Source organism: Sulfurovum sp. AR (assembly GCF_000296775.1).
GTDB lineage: Bacteria > Campylobacterota > Campylobacteria > Campylobacterales > Sulfurovaceae > Sulfurovum > Sulfurovum xiamenensis.
Genome location: NZ_AJLE01000010.1, coordinates 61,990 through 77,785, shown reverse-complemented (window position 1 = coordinate 77,785; position 15,796 = coordinate 61,990). Strand labels below are relative to the sequence as shown.

The following is a 15,796-nucleotide window of genomic DNA, read 5'->3' as shown; positions in this document are numbered from 1 at the left end:
GTTTGACCGATAATCTTTTTTAAAATTGCCTACGTAGTGTAGTGTATGTCTGCCTCATCCATGTTGTTATATTTTTTAAGACAATAAAGATCCGGATCTGGCTGAGAATACTCTATACGATTTTTACCACTGTTCTTTGCTTTGTACATTGCTGAATCAGCAGATTTTATCAAGTCTTCTGGTGTGACACCGTCATCGGGATAGATGGATGCACCGATACTCATCCCTATGGAGATCGTATTTCCTTCGATGACACAAGGTGTATGTGTCAGTGCATTGATCCTACTTAAAATTTCGTTCAGATATTCAAAACTATGTAACTCTTCAACAAGGATGACAAATTCATCCCCGCCGAAACGACATATGGTATCCTCTTTTCTTAAGATCCCTTGGAGCGCACTTCCTACTCTTTTGAGTATCTCATCACCTATAGTATGACCAAAAGTATCATTGATCGGTTTAAAATTATCCAAGTCACAAAATATAAGACTGATACATTTCTTGAACCGGTCTGCGTGGTTGATCGCATGTTCCAATCTATCATTGAATAAGAGTCGGTTGGATAGACCGGTAAGGGGATCATGTGTGGCTAAGTAGGCATGGTCATGTGCATCTTTTCGCTGGTGTGTGACATCGGAAAAGATACCGATAAAATTTTCGATCTTACCCTGAGCATTTTTGATCGTATTGATACTGAGCCACTCAATATAGATCTCACCGTTTTTTTTACGATTGGTGATCTCTCCTTGCCAGTATCCATTCTCAGACAATTGGTTCCATATTTTCTGGTAAAAGTGATTATCGTGTTTCCCGGATTTGAGGATCTTGGGATCTTTACCCAGCACATTCTCCAGTGAATAACCTGTTATATCGACAAATGCATCATTCACATGTAGAATACGGTTATTGCTGTCTGTGATCAAGACACCATCCATGGTGTGTTCATAGACTGCGGAAGACATTTCAAGTGATTTAAGGTTGTTTCTGTTATTGATAGCCGCGCCGATGATGGATGCAGCAGTACTGAGCATTTCAACATTGGTGGATTCGAGTGTTTCCTTGTGCTCATCTCCAATACCAAGAAAACCCCACCATTTATCTTGTACAAAGATAGGCAATATGAGCAGAGAATTGATCTTAAAGAGGTCCAAGAGTTTCTTTTTTGACTTGTCATAATCCTCTCTGCTTCCATTGATAGAGAGATTTTTCTCTAATTGGTTCTTCCAACGCATGAAATAGTGTTTACGGTAGTGGATACGTTTTTTACTTTTTGCTTCAGGGTTATCATTGATATAGAGAAGTTTTTGTGCTGAAAGGTTATTTTCATCCTCCTCATTTTGGTAGATAAATATGGATGACATGTCAGAAGCTTCTTTAAGATTCTGCATCTCTTTTTTGAGTGCTTGCATCCAATCTGATTGTTGTAAAAAGTTATGTGACATCTCATTGATGGCATGAAGTATATTTTGTTGTCTCTGAATCTCTCGGTTACTACGTCTTTTCTCTATGACATCATCATAAAGGCTTTGTATGGTCTTGGAAAAGCTTTTAGAGGCAAACGGCTTGGAAAGGAACTGATTCACTCCAAGCTCGATCGCTTTAAGGAGAATATCACGTTTTTCAAAGTCTGTAAAGATGGCTATCTTCACATGTTCATCTTCTTTTCTTATCTCTTCAACCATCTCCAGGCCATTCATATGCGGCATGTTGATATCAGAGAGAATAATATCCGGTTGATGTGTCTGATAGAGTTCAAGTCCCTCTAGTCCATTGGATGCCGTGAGTATATGATCTGTATACCCATATAACATGTGGTTAAGTATAGAGGTAGTAGTTTTGTCATCATCTACAATAAGTATAGTTAATTTTTCCATATTTTTAATTCTAATCCCTTGTTTCTAATTCTAATAGAAAAAGCTTTGATTTTGATAAAAAAACATGAGAAAGTAAATTTTATGCTTCAACTGATTTAGACTACTCTTTGAATATAATGATAAAAATAAATTGTAAAGAAAAAGTAATGCAAGATAAAGTGTTTAATAAGCCTATAGAAAAAAAATTTGAATTTGATGAAGCAGTCGCGTCTGTGTTCGATGATATGTTGAGCCGTTCCGTGCCTTTTTATGATGAAGTACGCAAGTTGATCATCTCTTTGATACTTGCAGAACAAAAAGAGGGTAAAAAAGTGCTTGATCTTGGTTCTTCTACCGCGAAGTTCCTACTTGATCTTCACAGTAAAATGGATGTCAAGATGCAACTCAAAGGTTTGGATAATTCACAGGCGATGTTGGATAGGGCAGAGCAAAAATGTCAGGCTTTCGGTGCAAACATAGAGTTGGAATTGGCTGATATGCTGACCTATGACTACCAAGAAGAAGATATCATAGTGGCAAACTATACGTTACAGTTCATCCGGCCTATGCAGCGTGTTGAACTTATAAAGAAGTTGTATCAAGGATTAAACGAAGATGGGATGTTCATTTTTTCTGAGAAAGTGGTTTTTGAAGATAAAAAGCTTGACAAGGAGCTCATCGATATCTATTATGAGTATAAAAAAGGGCAGGGATACAGTGACTATGAGATCGCACAAAAGCGCGAAGCGCTGGAGAATGTACTGATCCCTTTCACCATCAAAGAGAATATCCAGATGTGCAGGGATGCAGGATTTAAGCGTATTGAAACGATCTTTCAATGGGCAAATTTTGTGACCTTTGTTGCAAAAAAGTAAATCTTATTCTGATCATAAAGTAAAGTTATTCACTCTTCTTTCACCCCTGTGAATAACTTGATTCCTTTTTTTCATTTTTTTTAGCTATAATCGTCCAATTTATTTTTAAGGATATACTATGAGTTGGACACCAGGCAGTTGGAGAAATTTTCCCATAAAGCAACAACCAACATATCAAGACCAAGAACTTCTTAAAAAAGTAGAAGCTGAATTAAGTTCTTATCCACCACTTATTTTTGCAGGTGAGGCAAGAGACTTGAAAGAGAAACTGGCAAAAGCTGGACGCGGGGAAGCATTTTTGCTCCAAGGCGGAGATTGTGCAGAGAGCTTTTCTGACTTTAATGCAAAAAATATTAAAAATCTTTTTAGGCTGATGCTTCAGATGAACATGGTTTTGATGTATGGTACAGGTAAGCCAGTGGTCAAAGTAGGACGTATTGCCGGACAATTTGCAAAACCGAGATCCTCTGATTTTGAAGAGATTGATGGTGTTAAGTTACCAAGCTACCGTGGGGATATCATTAATAGTATCGAGTTTACTGAAGCAGCAAGGGTACCGAATCCTAAAAATATGCTCAAAGCCTATAATCAGTCTGCTGCGACACTGAATCTTGTGCGTGCGTTTGCAAGAGGCGGTTTGGCAGATCTTACTAAAGTACACCAATGGAACCTTGAGTTTATTAGAGACAATCCGCTTGGAAAGCGTTATGATGCGCTCAGTACTAAAATCGACCATGCAATGAAGTTTATGGCAGCCTGTGGACTGAATAGTGATACAATGCCACAACTACACCAAACCACACTCTATACATCACATGAAGCATTGCTTCTTAACTATGAAGAGGCATTGACCAGACAAGACTCTGAGACCGGTGAATGGTATGACTGTTCAGCCCATATGCTATGGATAGGTGATAGAACAAGAGATCTCAATGAAGCACATATCGAATACTTTAGAGGGATCAAAAACCCTATCGGCTGTAAAGTTGGTCCAACGATGGGAGAAGATGAACTTATTGAGCTTATTGATGCATTGAACCCGGATAACGAAGAGGGAAGATTGAACCTTATCGTACGTATGGGTGCCAGTAAGATCAGAGAGTATTTCCCTAAATTACTTAAGCGTGTAAGAGATGAAGGGAAAAATGTTGTATGGTCTTGCGATCCTATGCATGGAAATGTTGAAAAGAGTTCAACTGGGTTCAAAACCAGGGATTTTGATAACATTCTTTCCGAAGTAGAACAGTTCGTGGCTATTCATAAAGAGATGGGTACTGTCGCTGCAGGTATACACTTGGAGATGACGGGAAATGATGTGACTGAGTGTACAGGTAGTACATCGTGTGCCATTACGGATGAAGGACTTGCAAGCCGTTACCATACCCAGTGTGACCCTAGACTGAATGCATCTCAAGCCTTGGAGCTTGCATTTATGCTTTCACATAAAGATGACGACTCTGAATAGGCTATACCAGTGTGAAGATGTTTTCTCCATCTTCATGCTGATAGTGTAACTCCATTTGATGAATATCCAAAATACTCTTTACAATATAGAGTCCTAACCCTAATCCTTTTTTAGAGGCATGGAAAGGTTTGAAATAATTTTCTAACGGCTCTGGCAACGCTTCACCTTTATTCCTGATTGTCAGTTTGTTGTCATTTATGGTCACGGTAATATATTTGTCCGTACTGTATTTTATACCGTTATCAAGAAGGTTCTTGATCACAAGTGTAAAAAGTTCAAAATCAACCGATAGACTATAATCTTTTTCAATGTTCGTTGTGATAAGACGTTTTGGGTTCTCTATCATCAGCATATCTTCACTGGCTTCAAGCAGGTCGCTCATCTTGTAAGGTTTGATCGTCAGTTCAAAGTTCTTGGAAGTGATCTGCTCGATCTTTGCAAATTCATCGATAAGAAGGTTCAGTCTTTCAAAGATACTGTGCATACGGGCTTTATTTTTCTCATCCTCAAGCATTTCACTGACAAGACGCCCTTTGGCGATAGGTGTTTTAAGCTCATGCATGATGGCACGTAAAAAGAGTTGGCGGGAATGCAGAAGTTCACGTATCATGGTAACGGCATGATCAAATTCATTCGCTACCTCGGCTATCTCATCTTTCTTATCACTTTTACACTCTATATCCAGGTTACCTTTAGAGAAGGTCTTGATCTGGCTTTTGAGTGCGGAAAGCGGTTGTAAACTTTTCATGATCCACAGATATAAAAAGATAATGAGAAGAAAGACAGTGGAGAAAATGAGGACACGTTTAATCGGGAACTGTGGTTTATTCTTGTTTTCAAGTATCAGTTTAAATCGATCATTGTTGATGATGATGATACGCTTTAAATGGAAGGTGTCTACGGCATAACGTTTAAGTTCACCTTTCTCTTTGAAAAAACGTTCTATCTGAACGACCATGCCTTTATCTGTAATGAGTGACACATTCTGTGCCTCAAGATAGGCTTCATCGATCTTCCCGTATTTTAGATAATAGGTATAAAGATAATGGGAAATGGCCTGTTCTTGTGCAATATTCCTCTCTTCTATCATCGCATGGTCATATTTGATAGAAAAGATAAACAGTGCACCCAACAGAAGTAAAGTAACAGAAAATACTAGTCTTATTTTACTGCGTAATGATGTGATGATCATACGAGTTTATATCCTACACCACGCACGGCCTGTATACGTTTGTTATCACCCAGTTTTGTACGTATCTTTGAGATAATGACATCCAGACTTTTCCCTTGTGAATCCATACTCATAGCCCTGGAAGTATTGATGATCTGTTCACGGGATTGTGTAATGCCTTGATGTTTTACCAGTAGGGAGAGGACTTCAAATTCAGCAGGTGTCAAAGAGAGTGCTTCTCCTTTAAAATAGATGGTATCCCCTTTCAGTTCAAAATCACTTTTAGGTGTGGCAATTTTGTTATGTTCTGATTTCGAGTAACGTCTAAGCAGTGAAGTGATACGTGCATACATCTCTTTGGGGTCATAGGGTTTAGGCAGGTAGTCATCGGCACCCAGTGCAAAACCCTCCACTTTGTCATTGATGTCCGAACGTGCGGATGAGATAATAATAGGAATATCATATTTTTCCACCACCTCTTTACAGACTTCAAGGCCATCCATCCCTGGAAGTGTAAGGTCCAAGATGAGTAGGTCGTATTTCTTCACACCGGCACTCAGACCAAGATAAGGATCTTCATAGTTCGTGACCTTGATATCATATTGTGCAAGATACTCCGTGAGTAGTTCTGCAAACTCTGTATCATCTTCAATCATTAAAATATTTATCATGGTTACCTCATAGTGTCTCTATATATTCTTATTTTAATGACTAAAGGTTAATTAAAGTCAAATGGCTTGTTAGAGTATAAATGCTTTTTGCATATATGGTTTGATCTCTTCAAAGCTAAAAGTATGGTCTGTAAAATACTCAAAAGCTATGATTCCCTGATAGAGCAGCATATCAGAACCGTCTTTTGTCGGTTTATTCTGGTTTTTTGCAAGTTTTAAAAAGGGTGTCTCTTTCCCATAGATCACATCTACACAGGCTTTTGCGGTAGGTACCACTTTTTCAAGTATGTCAGATGGAGCCGGTAGTGCATCATCTTCAAGCCCGGCAGAAGTCATATTGATCACTAGGTCATAGGGCTTTGGCCGGAAATCCTCAAAGGTATAGGTTTCAAATCCATTTTCTTTGAAATAGGTGAGCCTATCTCCACTGCGATTAAGAATGGTTACCTCATAGCCAGCTTCTTTGAGGATGATAGAAGTAGACTTGGCTGTACCTCCCGCACCTAAAAAAAGGACGGTTTTGACATTTTCGAATTCAGATATGGCTTTTAAAAAACCTGGAGCATCTGTATTGTATCCATAGAGTTTTCCCTCTTTTTCAACGATGGTATTGACCGCACCCACTTTTTGGGCAAAAGGATCCAGTACATCACACGCAGCATAGGCATGCTCTTTATGAGGTACAGTGATGTTGATACCTTTGAGGCCAAGTGAAAAGAAGGTTTCTTTGAGCCTGCTCCCCTCTTCAAGTAGATAGCGGGTATAACATCCGTCAAACTTCAGCCCTTGAAACGAGAGGTTGTGCATCAGTGGGGATTTGGAGTGGGAAACTGGATTTCCAAAGATGGCAAAGAGCTGTTTCATAGGGAGTTTTTACCCATCTTTAGAGTGTCTCCATCTCTTTGAGTGTGGAGAGCAGTGCACCTAGTTTATTTTTCACTTCCAGATATTCCAGTTCCGGTTTTGAATCGGCAACCACTCCGGCACCAGCCTGTAGGGTGATAGAGTCTGGTTTGATAAGTGAAGTACGTATGGCGATGGCTGAATCCATGTTCCCATCAAAAGAGAAGTATCCTACAGAACCAGAGTAGAATCCACGTTTTAACCCTTCATATTGTGCGATGAGCTTCATGGCTTCTATTTTAGGGGCACCTGTCATGGTTCCCGCTGTAAAAGTGGCAGCGAAGAGGTCAAACATATCTTTATCCTCTTGTAACATCGCTTCGACATCCGATACCATATGCATCACGTGAGAGTACTTCTCTACACGCATCATATCTGTGACTTTTACCGTACCAGTCTGTGCTACACGTCCTACATCATTACGTCCCAGGTCTATGAGCATAAGGTGCTCTGCACACTCTTTAGGATCATTGAGCATCTCAAGCTCCAACTCTTTGTCACGTGCTTTATTTTTACCCCGTTTACGCGTACCTGCGATCGGACGTAGAAGTATCTCACCGTCTGTCAGACGTACCATGACTTCCGGTGAAGAACCACAGATAGAGAAATCTTCATAGTCCAGCAAGAAAAGATAAGGGGAAGGGTTTTTAGAACGAAGAATTCTGTAAAAACTAAGCGGGTCTATTTTTCCTTTTTGTGTATATCGGTTGGCCAAAAGTATTTGGAAAATATCGCCGGAACGTATATTCTCTTTAGACTCTACAACCAGTGCTTTAAAACGTTCTTCATCGATACTGAAACTGCCTTCACCCTCAAGTTCTACCGGCTTAAGAGGCATTGGTGTGCATGCGTTTGTCAAGATAGCTTCGATAGCACTCACTCCCTCTTTCATAGAGTCATCATTCAGGAGTATGGTGAGTGTTGCATTTTTGTGTGAGTAGGCAATGATGATCTTTGGACGTACCAGATCAAGATCAGGTGTATCAAGCGGGTCGAGCAGTGCATCCATACTCTCTTCGAGCACAGGTTCAAATACTTTGACCATATCATAGGCGATAAAACCTATAAAGCCATCTACAAAAGAGAAACCAAGTTCTGATGCTTTTTCTTTATAGGCAGCCTGATCAATACTCTTATAATATGTTTTTAAAAAACTAAAGGGGTCTTCTTTTAAGGTTTTTTTATGACCGCTTTTATCCGTATAGACAGTTGTTTTATCTTTATAGCTGAGACGCTCTTGTGCACCTACTGTGATAAAAGAGAAGTTACCGTCACTGGTATTGACGACACTCTCAAAAAGCATGGTGACTTCATTGGGAAAAATCTCTTTTATTTTCCCATAGAGTGCAACAGGAGTAAGTTGATCAAAAAGTATTGTTTTGTGCATAGTTGTCTACCTTGTTGTTACAAAAGCTTGTTTATGTATACGGTCTCTCACATCAAGGAGAACACGTTTTACGGACTCTTTATCACTATAAGGACCTATGAGTAATCTTTTGATACCGCTTCTATTAGGTTTTGTCATGATATATTTGTACCCATTGTTTTGAATGACCGATATAAAACGTTGACTTGGTTCTTGTCTATAGGCCCCCACTTGTACATAATATCTTCCTGTAGAGACGGTTTTAGGGACAGGCTTGGAAGCTACAGGTCTCTTTACCGGTTTTTTCACAGAAGTAACTACCGGTGTAGGTGTTTTTATTGTTTTAGGCTTGACTGTTTTTTCTTCTTTGATCGTTACGATTGGCTTACTCTGTTTCATGGATGCGTAAGCTAATTGTTCAGCCTTCCTCTTCTCTTGCATTTTTTTCCAATAGGCTATGTCAGCAGCATCTTTTTCTGCTTTTTCTGAAGACTCTTGAACCATATTTTCCTTGCCTATTTGAGAAACAGGTGCTTGAATCTCTTGATCCTCTATATTTGAAAGCACAGGTTCTTTTTGGACCACTACGGTCGATGGTTCAATGCTCTCTTTTTTTGTTTCAACCAAAGGTGTTTGAGGTTTACTTTCTACAATGTTTGAAAGTGATGGCTCTTCTTTTACCTTTTTTGGCTCAGGGGTCTCTTTTAACTGGAGCTCTGGCGCTATCAATTCTGTGGTATCTTCTTCAAACGCAAGCCTATTCTCATCGGGCGTTTTCAGTAAGATCTTAGTGAGGATAATAGCCACTATCAATACAACGATCAGTAATGCGATAATGGTTAAAAAGCTTTTGGTTTTACTGTTTTTAGGTTCGATATTATCGATAATCAAGTCATCAAGATTGTGATCATGCATAGGGGGAGTGTCTCCAGATATAAATTTGTATTGATTATATCATATTTATATATATTATTTAAATGTTAGAGTCTATTATAGGGAAGTGTGACGATATTGTATGCTTCTGGCAGTGCCAATGAAGGCAGACATTTCCATTTTTTCGTTATTTTTTCTTTAAGCGTATTTGAAAGTTTTTGAAGTTGTGCATCTGCCTCTTCCAATGGTAAGTGGTCTACTCTTATAAAGACCTGCAGTCGTTCAATATCTTTACCCTGATAGATATGATAGTCGGTGATATTGAGTGTCTTAAAGAGGTGCTTGATAAGATGCTGAAACCTTTTGTGCTCATCACCTTTGTATTCGATCACAAGATAGTTGGTATGGTTCTCTTTCAGCAGGGGGGCTGCAATTGTAAATTGCCTATTTTGGTGTTGTTCTAACAGCAGTGGTGTCAGCGGTTCATTAATACGTTCAAATTTGGCATAAAAGGTACGATTGCTGAACTGTATCTGTTCAACGATCGTATTCCTTTTAATGTAATAATGGTCATCAAAAAGATCTAAATCAAAAACTTTTATGGTTGTACCTTAGTAGATAGGCTTGTCATAGATCACAAAATCTTGTGCCAGTACTCTCATCTCTTCTTTGATCGTTGCATGCAATGCAGTGTCATTGATATTGTCAAGTACATCAGCAATCTTGTTTGCGATAAGTTCAAACTCTTTCTCTTTCATCCCTCTGCTTGTAAGTGCAGGAGACCCAATACGTACGCCTGAAGTCACAAATGGACTTCTTGTCTCACCAGGGACAGTGTTTTTGTTCACGGTAATACCTGCTGCACCCAGTGCCGCATCCGCATCTTTACCAGAGAAATCCTTGTTTAGGAAAGAAACCAGTACAAGGTGGTTGTCTGTACCGCCTGATACGACATCATACCCTCTTTTCATAAGTACATCGGCAAGTACAGCTGCATTTGCTTTTACTTGTTTTGCATAGACCTTCCATGCATCACTGAGGTTGTGCTTGAATCCAACCGCTTTTGCAGCTACTACATGTACAAGTGGACCACCCTGTAGTCCAGGGAAGATCGCTGAATTGATCTTTTTAGCGATATCCTCATCATTTGTCATGATCATACCACCACGAGGTCCTGCAAGTGTTTTGTGTGTGGTCGTAGTAACCACATCCGCATACGGGAATGGACTAGGGTGTTCACCTGCACAGACCAAACCTGCAATGTGAGCGATATCTGCAAAAAGGATAGCACCAACTTCATCAGCGATCTCTCTGAACTTTTTAAAGTCTATCTCTCTTGCATACGCAGATGCACCACATACGATGATCTTAGGCTGTACGATCTTGGCAATCTCTAGGACTCTGTCATAGTTGATACGACCGTCAAGCTCTACACCGTAAGTGAAAGAAGAGTAGTTTTTACCAGAAAAACTTGGCTTGGAACCATGTGTCAAGTGACCACCGTGGCTCAAATCCATTCCGAGTATCTTCTCTCCAGCCTTAAGCAGTGCTGCATAGACAGCGCCGTTCGCCTGTGAACCTGAATGCGGTTGAACATTGGCATAGTTACAGTTAAATAGTTCACATGCTCTGTCAATGGCAAGTTGTTCTACTGTATCAGCAAATTCACATCCACCATAATATCTTTTATACGGGTATCCTTCAGCATACTTGTTCGTAAACACAGAACCCATCGCTTCCATTACAGCAGGAATAGTAAAGTTCTCACTGGCAATCATCTCTAAGTGATCCGTTTGTCTTTCTCTCTCATTCTCAATCGCTTCAAAAATCTCTGGGTCAAATGTTTCTATGGCATAACTCATAAGGTGTCCTTTGTTAGGTTTATTAGTGGATTTATATCCAAATTTTACTTTTGCTTCTCTTGCATTCTTTGTTTACAGGCCGCTACATCTATACAGAACATACCCTTGCCTTTTTTGGCAGGTTTCAGTTCATCTATATTTTCATTACCGCATTTTTTACATTTGTTCTCAACAGCACAGATCGGTGCAAGTTCTTCTCTTGGGACTTCTGGTTTCATCGCTGGGAATAGAAGTACATCACGGATGCTGTGCTGGTTGGTCAACATCATCACCAGTCTGTCGATACCTATACCCTCACCGGCAGTTGGTGTCATACCGTAGCTGAGTGCCTTTACATAGTCTGTATCCATATGCATGGCTTCGTCATCACCCGTTGCCTCTTTGGCATCCACTTGTCCCTTAAATCTCTCATACTGGTCGATAGGATCATTCAGCTCAGAGAAACCATTGGCGATCTCTTTCCCTGCCATGAATAGTTCAAAACGCTCTGCAATGTCTGGGTTCTCATCACTTCTTCTAGCCAGTGGCGAGATATCGACAGGGAAGTCTGTAATAAACGTAGGGTTAATGAGTTTTCCCTCAACAAATTCATCAAAGAGTTCAGCCTGTAGATAACCCAATGTAAGGTTAGGATCCACTTTGACATTATGCTCCTGGAGATATGCCAATGCTTTTTCCTTATCTGTGGCAACCTCTACAGGCACGCCACCTATGCTTGTAAGCGACTCGATATACGGTATTTTTGCAAACGGTGTCGCAAAGTCTATCTCAACCTCACCATATGGCAACTTTCTTTCAAGATCAAGATTATCAAAAAGATAATCAAATAACTCTTCGGTGATCTCCATCAGTTCGATATAGGTTTTATAGGCCCAATAAAACTCTATCATCGTAAATTCAGGGTTATGGGTATGGTCCATTCCTTCATTTCTAAAGTTTCTATTGATCTCAAAAACCGCTTCCATACCACCCACAATAAGACGTTTGAGGTAAAGTTCAGGTGCAATACGCAGATAACGCTCTACATCCAGCGCATTGTGGTGTGTGATAAATGGTTTTGCATTTGCACCGCCAGGAATAGGATGCATCATAGGTGTTTCTACTTCCAGGAACTCTTTATTTTCAAAAAATCTTCTTACCATGGAAACAATTTTGGATCTCATGACAAAGTTCTTTTTGACATCAGGATTCATAATCATGTCAAGGTAACGTTGTCTGTATCTCAGTTCCTGGTCTTGCAGTCCATGGAACTTTTCAGGAAGTGGAGAGATCGCTTTAGAAACGATTTTCATATCTTTACAATGCAGTGTGAGTTCACCTGTTTGTGTCACAAAAGGGTATCCAGTTGCTTCGATGATATCACCGACCTCAAAGAGTTTCTTTGCCACATTGTTATAAAAACCTTCCGGAAGTTCATCTCTATTATAATAGATCTGAACCAAACCTTCTGCATCTGCTATCTTTGCAAAAGCCGCTTTTCCCATGATACGAATAAACTTGATTCGTCCTGTTAGTGAATAGGTTTTGTTCTCATCTTTTTTCTCATCACTCTCTTGCTCTTTGATATAAGCACACTCTTCTAAAAACTGTGTTGAAGGGGTTCCTTTTTGTATCTGGTTCGGGTAAGGATTGATCCCTTCTTCTCTGAGTTTTTCTGTTTTTTTGATTCGTTCTTGGATATATTGATTGTCAAATATCAAGCTCTCTCCTGTTGTTGATCTAGTTATTACATCTCTATAGGGTCAGGCCCTATGGACTATTTTGATGGGAAGCTGCTTCTCAAGCAATCCCAACGATTTATTATTGTATGAGCGGGTTACGTCTGTTTATTGGCACTTCTCACAAAGACCGGTGATCTTCATCGTATGGTCTGTCATTTGAAAGTTGAACTTTTTTGCTATCTCTTCTTGTCTCTCTTCAATGATCTCGTCGTAGAATTCTATAATATTACCACACTTTGTACAGATCAGGTGATCATGATGTTTCTTAAGTCCAAGTTCATATTTTTTACCTTGTACACCAAAAGAGATGGAGCTGGCGATCTCTGATGTTTCAAGTAGAGCAAGCGTACGATAGACAGTTGCAATACCGATATTGACATCCGGGTGTTGCTCTTTCAGTAAGGTATAGATATCCTCAGGCGTAAAGTGTCCATTGTTTTCATAAAGAAACTTTAAAACAAGCTCTCGTTGTTTTGTGAACTTCAGTGCGTTTTCTTTTAGAAGTGTCTGGAACTTTTCTAGAAGGAGAGGGTATTCAATCATACTGAACCTTGTTTTTCTATCGTGTTATTGGTTTCAATTGAAGTATTTGTCTCCACTGAAACATTTGTTTCAGCCGGAGCAGTGACTTCTTTTGTATCTGAAACAGTCAGCCCCAAATCAGAGGTGTCAAGGTTGATAAGGTATGAACCTGTCGCTCTGAGATATGGATAAAGTATAGAATCATTGATATACTTTTCTAAATTATCTTTGATCAGTGTGACATTAGATAACGCAGTTACGATCAAGGCAAAAATGAGGAAGTACTTCCCCCCTCCTGCGATGAAACCAAAAAGACGATTGAGAAAACCTAAACCACTTTCGCTGGTAAGTTTAGAAAATATCGTACCAAGGATGGTAGCACTGACCCAAATAATGATCAAAATAGCGAGGAAACCAATCAGTTTAAGTAGGGATGCATTCTCTAAAGGCAAAAAGTTCGTATCAATAAATGTTGCAGCTTTATCAGAAAGTCTAGAAGCAAAGTAGACTCCGCCTACCAGACCTAAAAGACCAAATATTTCTTTGATAAATCCCTGCATAAAACCTTTGATCCCCAATATCAGTACTATGGCTGAGATCGTGACATCAAAGTAGTTAAAGTCCATCATTGAAAAGCCTTCCATTGAAAAATCCATTTTATCCCCTGTTTCTACTTATAGTTTTTGCGTATTGTATCTATATCTCTCTAAAAATGTTTTGAGAGAGGTTTTGGTGATGATCATACTTTTCCAGAAAGTTCAGCTGGTCTGTTAGCATACTGCATAGCAACGTCGCGGCTTATCTTCCCGTCTTTGAGGAATTTAAGCAGTGCCTGTGTTTGCGTTTGCATACCCGTATCGCCTTGTCCTAATTGCATTTGTGAATAGATCTGGTGTACTTTATCTTCACGAATGAGGTTCGAGATCGCATGATTGGTGACCAGGATCTCTGAAGCAGCGACACGGCCTCCTCCCAACTTAGGGAGAAGCGCCTGTGCGATAACTGCTACCAGTGAAGAGGCGATCATCGCTCTTATCTGTGGTTGTTCATCCCCTGTAAATACATCGATAATACGGTTAATGGTTCCCGGTGCTGAAGAAGTATGCAGGGTACCAAATACAAGGTGACCTGTTTCAGCGGCAGTCAGTCCGGCTTCTATGGTCTCTTTATCCCTCATCTCCCCGATCAGTATGATGTCCGGGTCTTGACGCATGGCATATTTGAGTGCTGTGGCAAAAGAGGAAGTATCTTCACCTACACCTCTGTGAGAGAAGACGGATTTTTTATTCTGGTGAATAAATTCCACAGGATCTTCCACGGTAACGATGTGTTTTTGTTCATGAAGGTTGATCTCATTAAGCATCGCTGCCAGTGTGGTTGATTTACCAGAACCTGTCGGTCCAGTGACCAGAATAAGCCCTTTTTCTCTTTTGATAAGACTTTTATAGACTTCAGGCGCACCCAGGTCATCCAAAGAAGGCACATCAATAGGAATGATCCTGAATGCAGCAGCGGTATCCCCCAATGTACGATAGTAGTTTGCCCTGAACCGTCCGATGCCAGGAAGCAAGAGTGCGAAGTCAAGTTCATCATGCTCTTCAAATTGTTGTTTTTGTTTCTCTGTGATAAGAGAGTAACACATCTCCTCGATATCATCCCCTGTCAGTACAGGTAGATTAACGGGTTTAAGTACACCGTCGAGTCTGATCTGTGGTTCGGTACGACTTACGAGGTGTAGGTCCGATGCACCGTGTGTAACAACACTTTGAAGCAGTTTTTTGATATCAAAAGCAGCCATGATTATCCTTTTTTAATGTATGGTTTTTAGATATTGAGACTCATTATACCCAACTATCACCTTGTTATCAAGCTCAATAACGGGCCGTTTGATGAGCATATTCTCTTTTGCGAGCCACTGTTGTTTTTCTTCGTCAGAAAGATCAAGTTCTTTCAGTTTTAAGGTGCGGTAGGTTGTGCCTCTAGTATTGAAGAGGGTTTTGATATCGGTATGCTTTAGCCATGAAGCGATAGTCTCCTCGCCCACAGGTGTTTCACGGAAATCTATAAACTCATAGGCTATCTCATGGGATTTAAGATATTTTATCGCTTTTCTGACACTGTCACAATTTTTTATACCATAGATCTTTAACATGTGCTACACTTATTCGATGATCGCTGGCACGATGAAAAAGTCATCATTCGCTTGAGGTGCATGAGAGAGGATATCTTTTGCAATATCATCGGCTTCTCTAGGACTATCAGCTCTTAAAGGAGTTCCCCCTTCAAGCGTTGAGAAAGAAGCATCCAAGGCTTCCGTATCCAGTTCATTGAGATTATCTACATAAGTGAGGATACCTGAGAGTTGTTCGATCACCGCTTCTTTTTTAGAATCGTCGATCCTTAGGTGTGAAAGTTTTTCAAGTTTCTCTAAAACAGTGTGATCTATTTGCATGATATCCCTTATTTCTGGTCAATTTTTATAATGGCTCTTATTATATATTAATTTAGTTTAAG

16 protein-coding genes and 1 pseudogene are annotated in these 15,796 nt (G+C 39.9%); 2 read left to right on the top strand and 15 right to left on the bottom strand.

Annotated features, from left to right (window positions below):
* Window positions 1-29: 29 nt before the first annotated feature.
* Window positions 30-1,874: a diguanylate cyclase domain-containing protein gene (locus SULAR_RS09155; protein WP_008245344.1), complete on the bottom strand. Its 1,845-nt coding sequence runs from the start codon at window positions 1,872-1,874 to the stop codon at window positions 30-32.
* A 146-nt stretch (window positions 1,875-2,020) separates the two neighbouring features.
* Here SULAR_RS09155 and cmoA point away from each other — a divergent pair, with 146 nt between their 5' ends.
* Both cmoA and SULAR_RS09145 read left to right on the top strand, forming a co-directional pair.
* Window positions 2,021-2,728: a carboxy-S-adenosyl-L-methionine synthase CmoA gene (gene cmoA, locus SULAR_RS09150; protein ID WP_008245343.1), complete on the top strand. Its 708-nt coding sequence runs from the start codon at window positions 2,021-2,023 to the stop codon at window positions 2,726-2,728.
* 118 nt (window positions 2,729-2,846) lie between these two features.
* Window positions 2,847-4,193: a class II 3-deoxy-7-phosphoheptulonate synthase gene (locus tag SULAR_RS09145; RefSeq protein ID WP_008245342.1), complete on the top strand. Its 1,347-nt coding sequence runs from the start codon at window positions 2,847-2,849 to the stop codon at window positions 4,191-4,193.
* 1 nt (window position 4,194) lies between these two features.
* Here the strand turns inward: SULAR_RS09145 and SULAR_RS09140 are convergent, their stop codons facing one another.
* From SULAR_RS09140 to gatC, 14 genes and pseudogenes are all read right to left on the bottom strand, one after another.
* Window positions 4,195-5,385 (bottom strand): ArsS family sensor histidine kinase, encoded by a 1,191-nt coding sequence (locus SULAR_RS09140; RefSeq protein ID WP_008245341.1) that lies wholly within the window; start codon window positions 5,383-5,385, stop codon window positions 4,195-4,197.
* On the bottom strand, window positions 5,382-6,035 hold the full coding sequence (locus SULAR_RS09135; protein WP_008245340.1) for a response regulator transcription factor: 654 nt from the start codon (window positions 6,033-6,035) through the stop codon (window positions 5,382-5,384). Before SULAR_RS09135 ends, SULAR_RS09140 begins: the two co-directional genes overlap by 4 nt.
* A 69-nt stretch (window positions 6,036-6,104) precedes the next feature.
* A complete protein-coding gene (locus SULAR_RS09130) occupies window positions 6,105-6,899 on the bottom strand; it encodes a shikimate dehydrogenase (protein WP_008245339.1) in 795 nt (264 codons plus the stop codon).
* A gap of 19 nt (window positions 6,900-6,918) precedes the next feature.
* The gene (locus SULAR_RS09125; protein WP_008245333.1) at window positions 6,919-8,325 is read right to left on the bottom strand and encodes an anthranilate synthase component I family protein; all 1,407 of its coding nucleotides are present in this window, start codon (window positions 8,323-8,325) and stop codon (window positions 6,919-6,921) included.
* Window positions 8,326-8,331: 6 nt separating this feature from the next.
* Window positions 8,332-9,219 carry an SPOR domain-containing protein gene (locus SULAR_RS09120; RefSeq protein ID WP_008245328.1) on the bottom strand — a complete coding sequence of 296 codons (888 nt, stop codon included), beginning with the start codon at window positions 9,217-9,219 and terminating at the stop codon, window positions 8,332-8,334.
* Between the two features lie 65 nt (window positions 9,220-9,284).
* A complete protein-coding gene (locus tag SULAR_RS11375) occupies window positions 9,285-9,569 on the bottom strand; it encodes a hypothetical protein (protein WP_008245326.1) in 285 nt (94 codons plus the stop codon).
* Between the two features lie 27 nt (window positions 9,570-9,596).
* A pseudogene (locus tag SULAR_RS11485) lies at window positions 9,597-9,779 on the bottom strand (DUF1882 domain-containing protein); the annotation flags it as partial.
* A gap of 9 nt (window positions 9,780-9,788) precedes the next feature.
* On the bottom strand, window positions 9,789-11,039 hold the full coding sequence (locus SULAR_RS09110; RefSeq protein ID WP_008245323.1) for a serine hydroxymethyltransferase: 1,251 nt from the start codon (window positions 11,037-11,039) through the stop codon (window positions 9,789-9,791).
* A 44-nt stretch (window positions 11,040-11,083) separates the two neighbouring features.
* A complete protein-coding gene (gene lysS / locus SULAR_RS09105; protein WP_008245322.1) occupies window positions 11,084-12,739 on the bottom strand; it encodes a lysine--tRNA ligase in 1,656 nt (551 codons plus the stop codon).
* 126 nt (window positions 12,740-12,865) lie between these two features.
* Window positions 12,866-13,303 (bottom strand): Fur family transcriptional regulator, encoded by a 438-nt coding sequence (locus tag SULAR_RS09100; protein ID WP_008245321.1) that lies wholly within the window; start codon window positions 13,301-13,303, stop codon window positions 12,866-12,868.
* The gene (locus SULAR_RS09095) at window positions 13,300-13,938 is read right to left on the bottom strand and encodes a CvpA family protein (RefSeq protein ID WP_238536377.1); all 639 of its coding nucleotides are present in this window, start codon (window positions 13,936-13,938) and stop codon (window positions 13,300-13,302) included. The genes SULAR_RS09100 and SULAR_RS09095 overlap by 4 nt, the downstream gene beginning before the upstream one ends.
* A gap of 83 nt (window positions 13,939-14,021) precedes the next feature.
* Window positions 14,022-15,080 (bottom strand): type IV pilus twitching motility protein PilT, encoded by a 1,059-nt coding sequence (locus tag SULAR_RS09090; RefSeq protein ID WP_008245319.1) that lies wholly within the window; start codon window positions 15,078-15,080, stop codon window positions 14,022-14,024.
* Between the two features lie 12 nt (window positions 15,081-15,092).
* The gene (locus tag SULAR_RS09085) at window positions 15,093-15,434 is read right to left on the bottom strand and encodes an arsenate reductase family protein (RefSeq protein WP_008245318.1); all 342 of its coding nucleotides are present in this window, start codon (window positions 15,432-15,434) and stop codon (window positions 15,093-15,095) included.
* Between the two features lie 9 nt (window positions 15,435-15,443).
* Window positions 15,444-15,734: an Asp-tRNA(Asn)/Glu-tRNA(Gln) amidotransferase subunit GatC gene (gene gatC, locus SULAR_RS09080; protein WP_008245310.1), complete on the bottom strand. Its 291-nt coding sequence runs from the start codon at window positions 15,732-15,734 to the stop codon at window positions 15,444-15,446.
* Window positions 15,735-15,796 lie beyond the last annotated feature (62 nt).

Coding starts and splice junctions, on each gene's coding strand:
- SULAR_RS09155 (WP_008245344.1), bottom strand. CDS start 1,874: ATGGAAAAATTAACTATACTTATTGTAGATGATGACAAAACTACTACC.
- cmoA (WP_008245343.1), top strand. CDS start 2,021: ATGCAAGATAAAGTGTTTAATAAGCCTATAGAAAAAAAATTTGAATTT.
- SULAR_RS09145 (WP_008245342.1), top strand. CDS start 2,847: ATGAGTTGGACACCAGGCAGTTGGAGAAATTTTCCCATAAAGCAACAA.
- SULAR_RS09140 (WP_008245341.1), bottom strand. CDS start 5,385: ATGATCATCACATCATTACGCAGTAAAATAAGACTAGTATTTTCTGTT.
- SULAR_RS09135 (WP_008245340.1), bottom strand. CDS start 6,035: ATGATAAATATTTTAATGATTGAAGATGATACAGAGTTTGCAGAACTA.
- SULAR_RS09130 (WP_008245339.1), bottom strand. CDS start 6,899: ATGAAACAGCTCTTTGCCATCTTTGGAAATCCAGTTTCCCACTCCAAA.
- SULAR_RS09125 (WP_008245333.1), bottom strand. CDS start 8,325: ATGCACAAAACAATACTTTTTGATCAACTTACTCCTGTTGCACTCTAT.
- SULAR_RS09120 (WP_008245328.1), bottom strand. CDS start 9,219: ATGCATGATCACAATCTTGATGACTTGATTATCGATAATATCGAACCT.
- SULAR_RS09110 (WP_008245323.1), bottom strand. CDS start 11,039: ATGAGTTATGCCATAGAAACATTTGACCCAGAGATTTTTGAAGCGATT.
- SULAR_RS09100 (WP_008245321.1), bottom strand. CDS start 13,303: ATGATTGAATACCCTCTCCTTCTAGAAAAGTTCCAGACACTTCTAAAA.
- SULAR_RS09095 (WP_238536377.1), bottom strand. CDS start 13,938: ATGGATTTTTCAATGGAAGGCTTTTCAATGATGGACTTTAACTACTTT.
- SULAR_RS09090 (WP_008245319.1), bottom strand. CDS start 15,080: ATGGCTGCTTTTGATATCAAAAAACTGCTTCAAAGTGTTGTTACACAC.
- SULAR_RS09085 (WP_008245318.1), bottom strand. CDS start 15,434: ATGTTAAAGATCTATGGTATAAAAAATTGTGACAGTGTCAGAAAAGCG.
- gatC (WP_008245310.1), bottom strand. CDS start 15,734: ATGCAAATAGATCACACTGTTTTAGAGAAACTTGAAAAACTTTCACAC.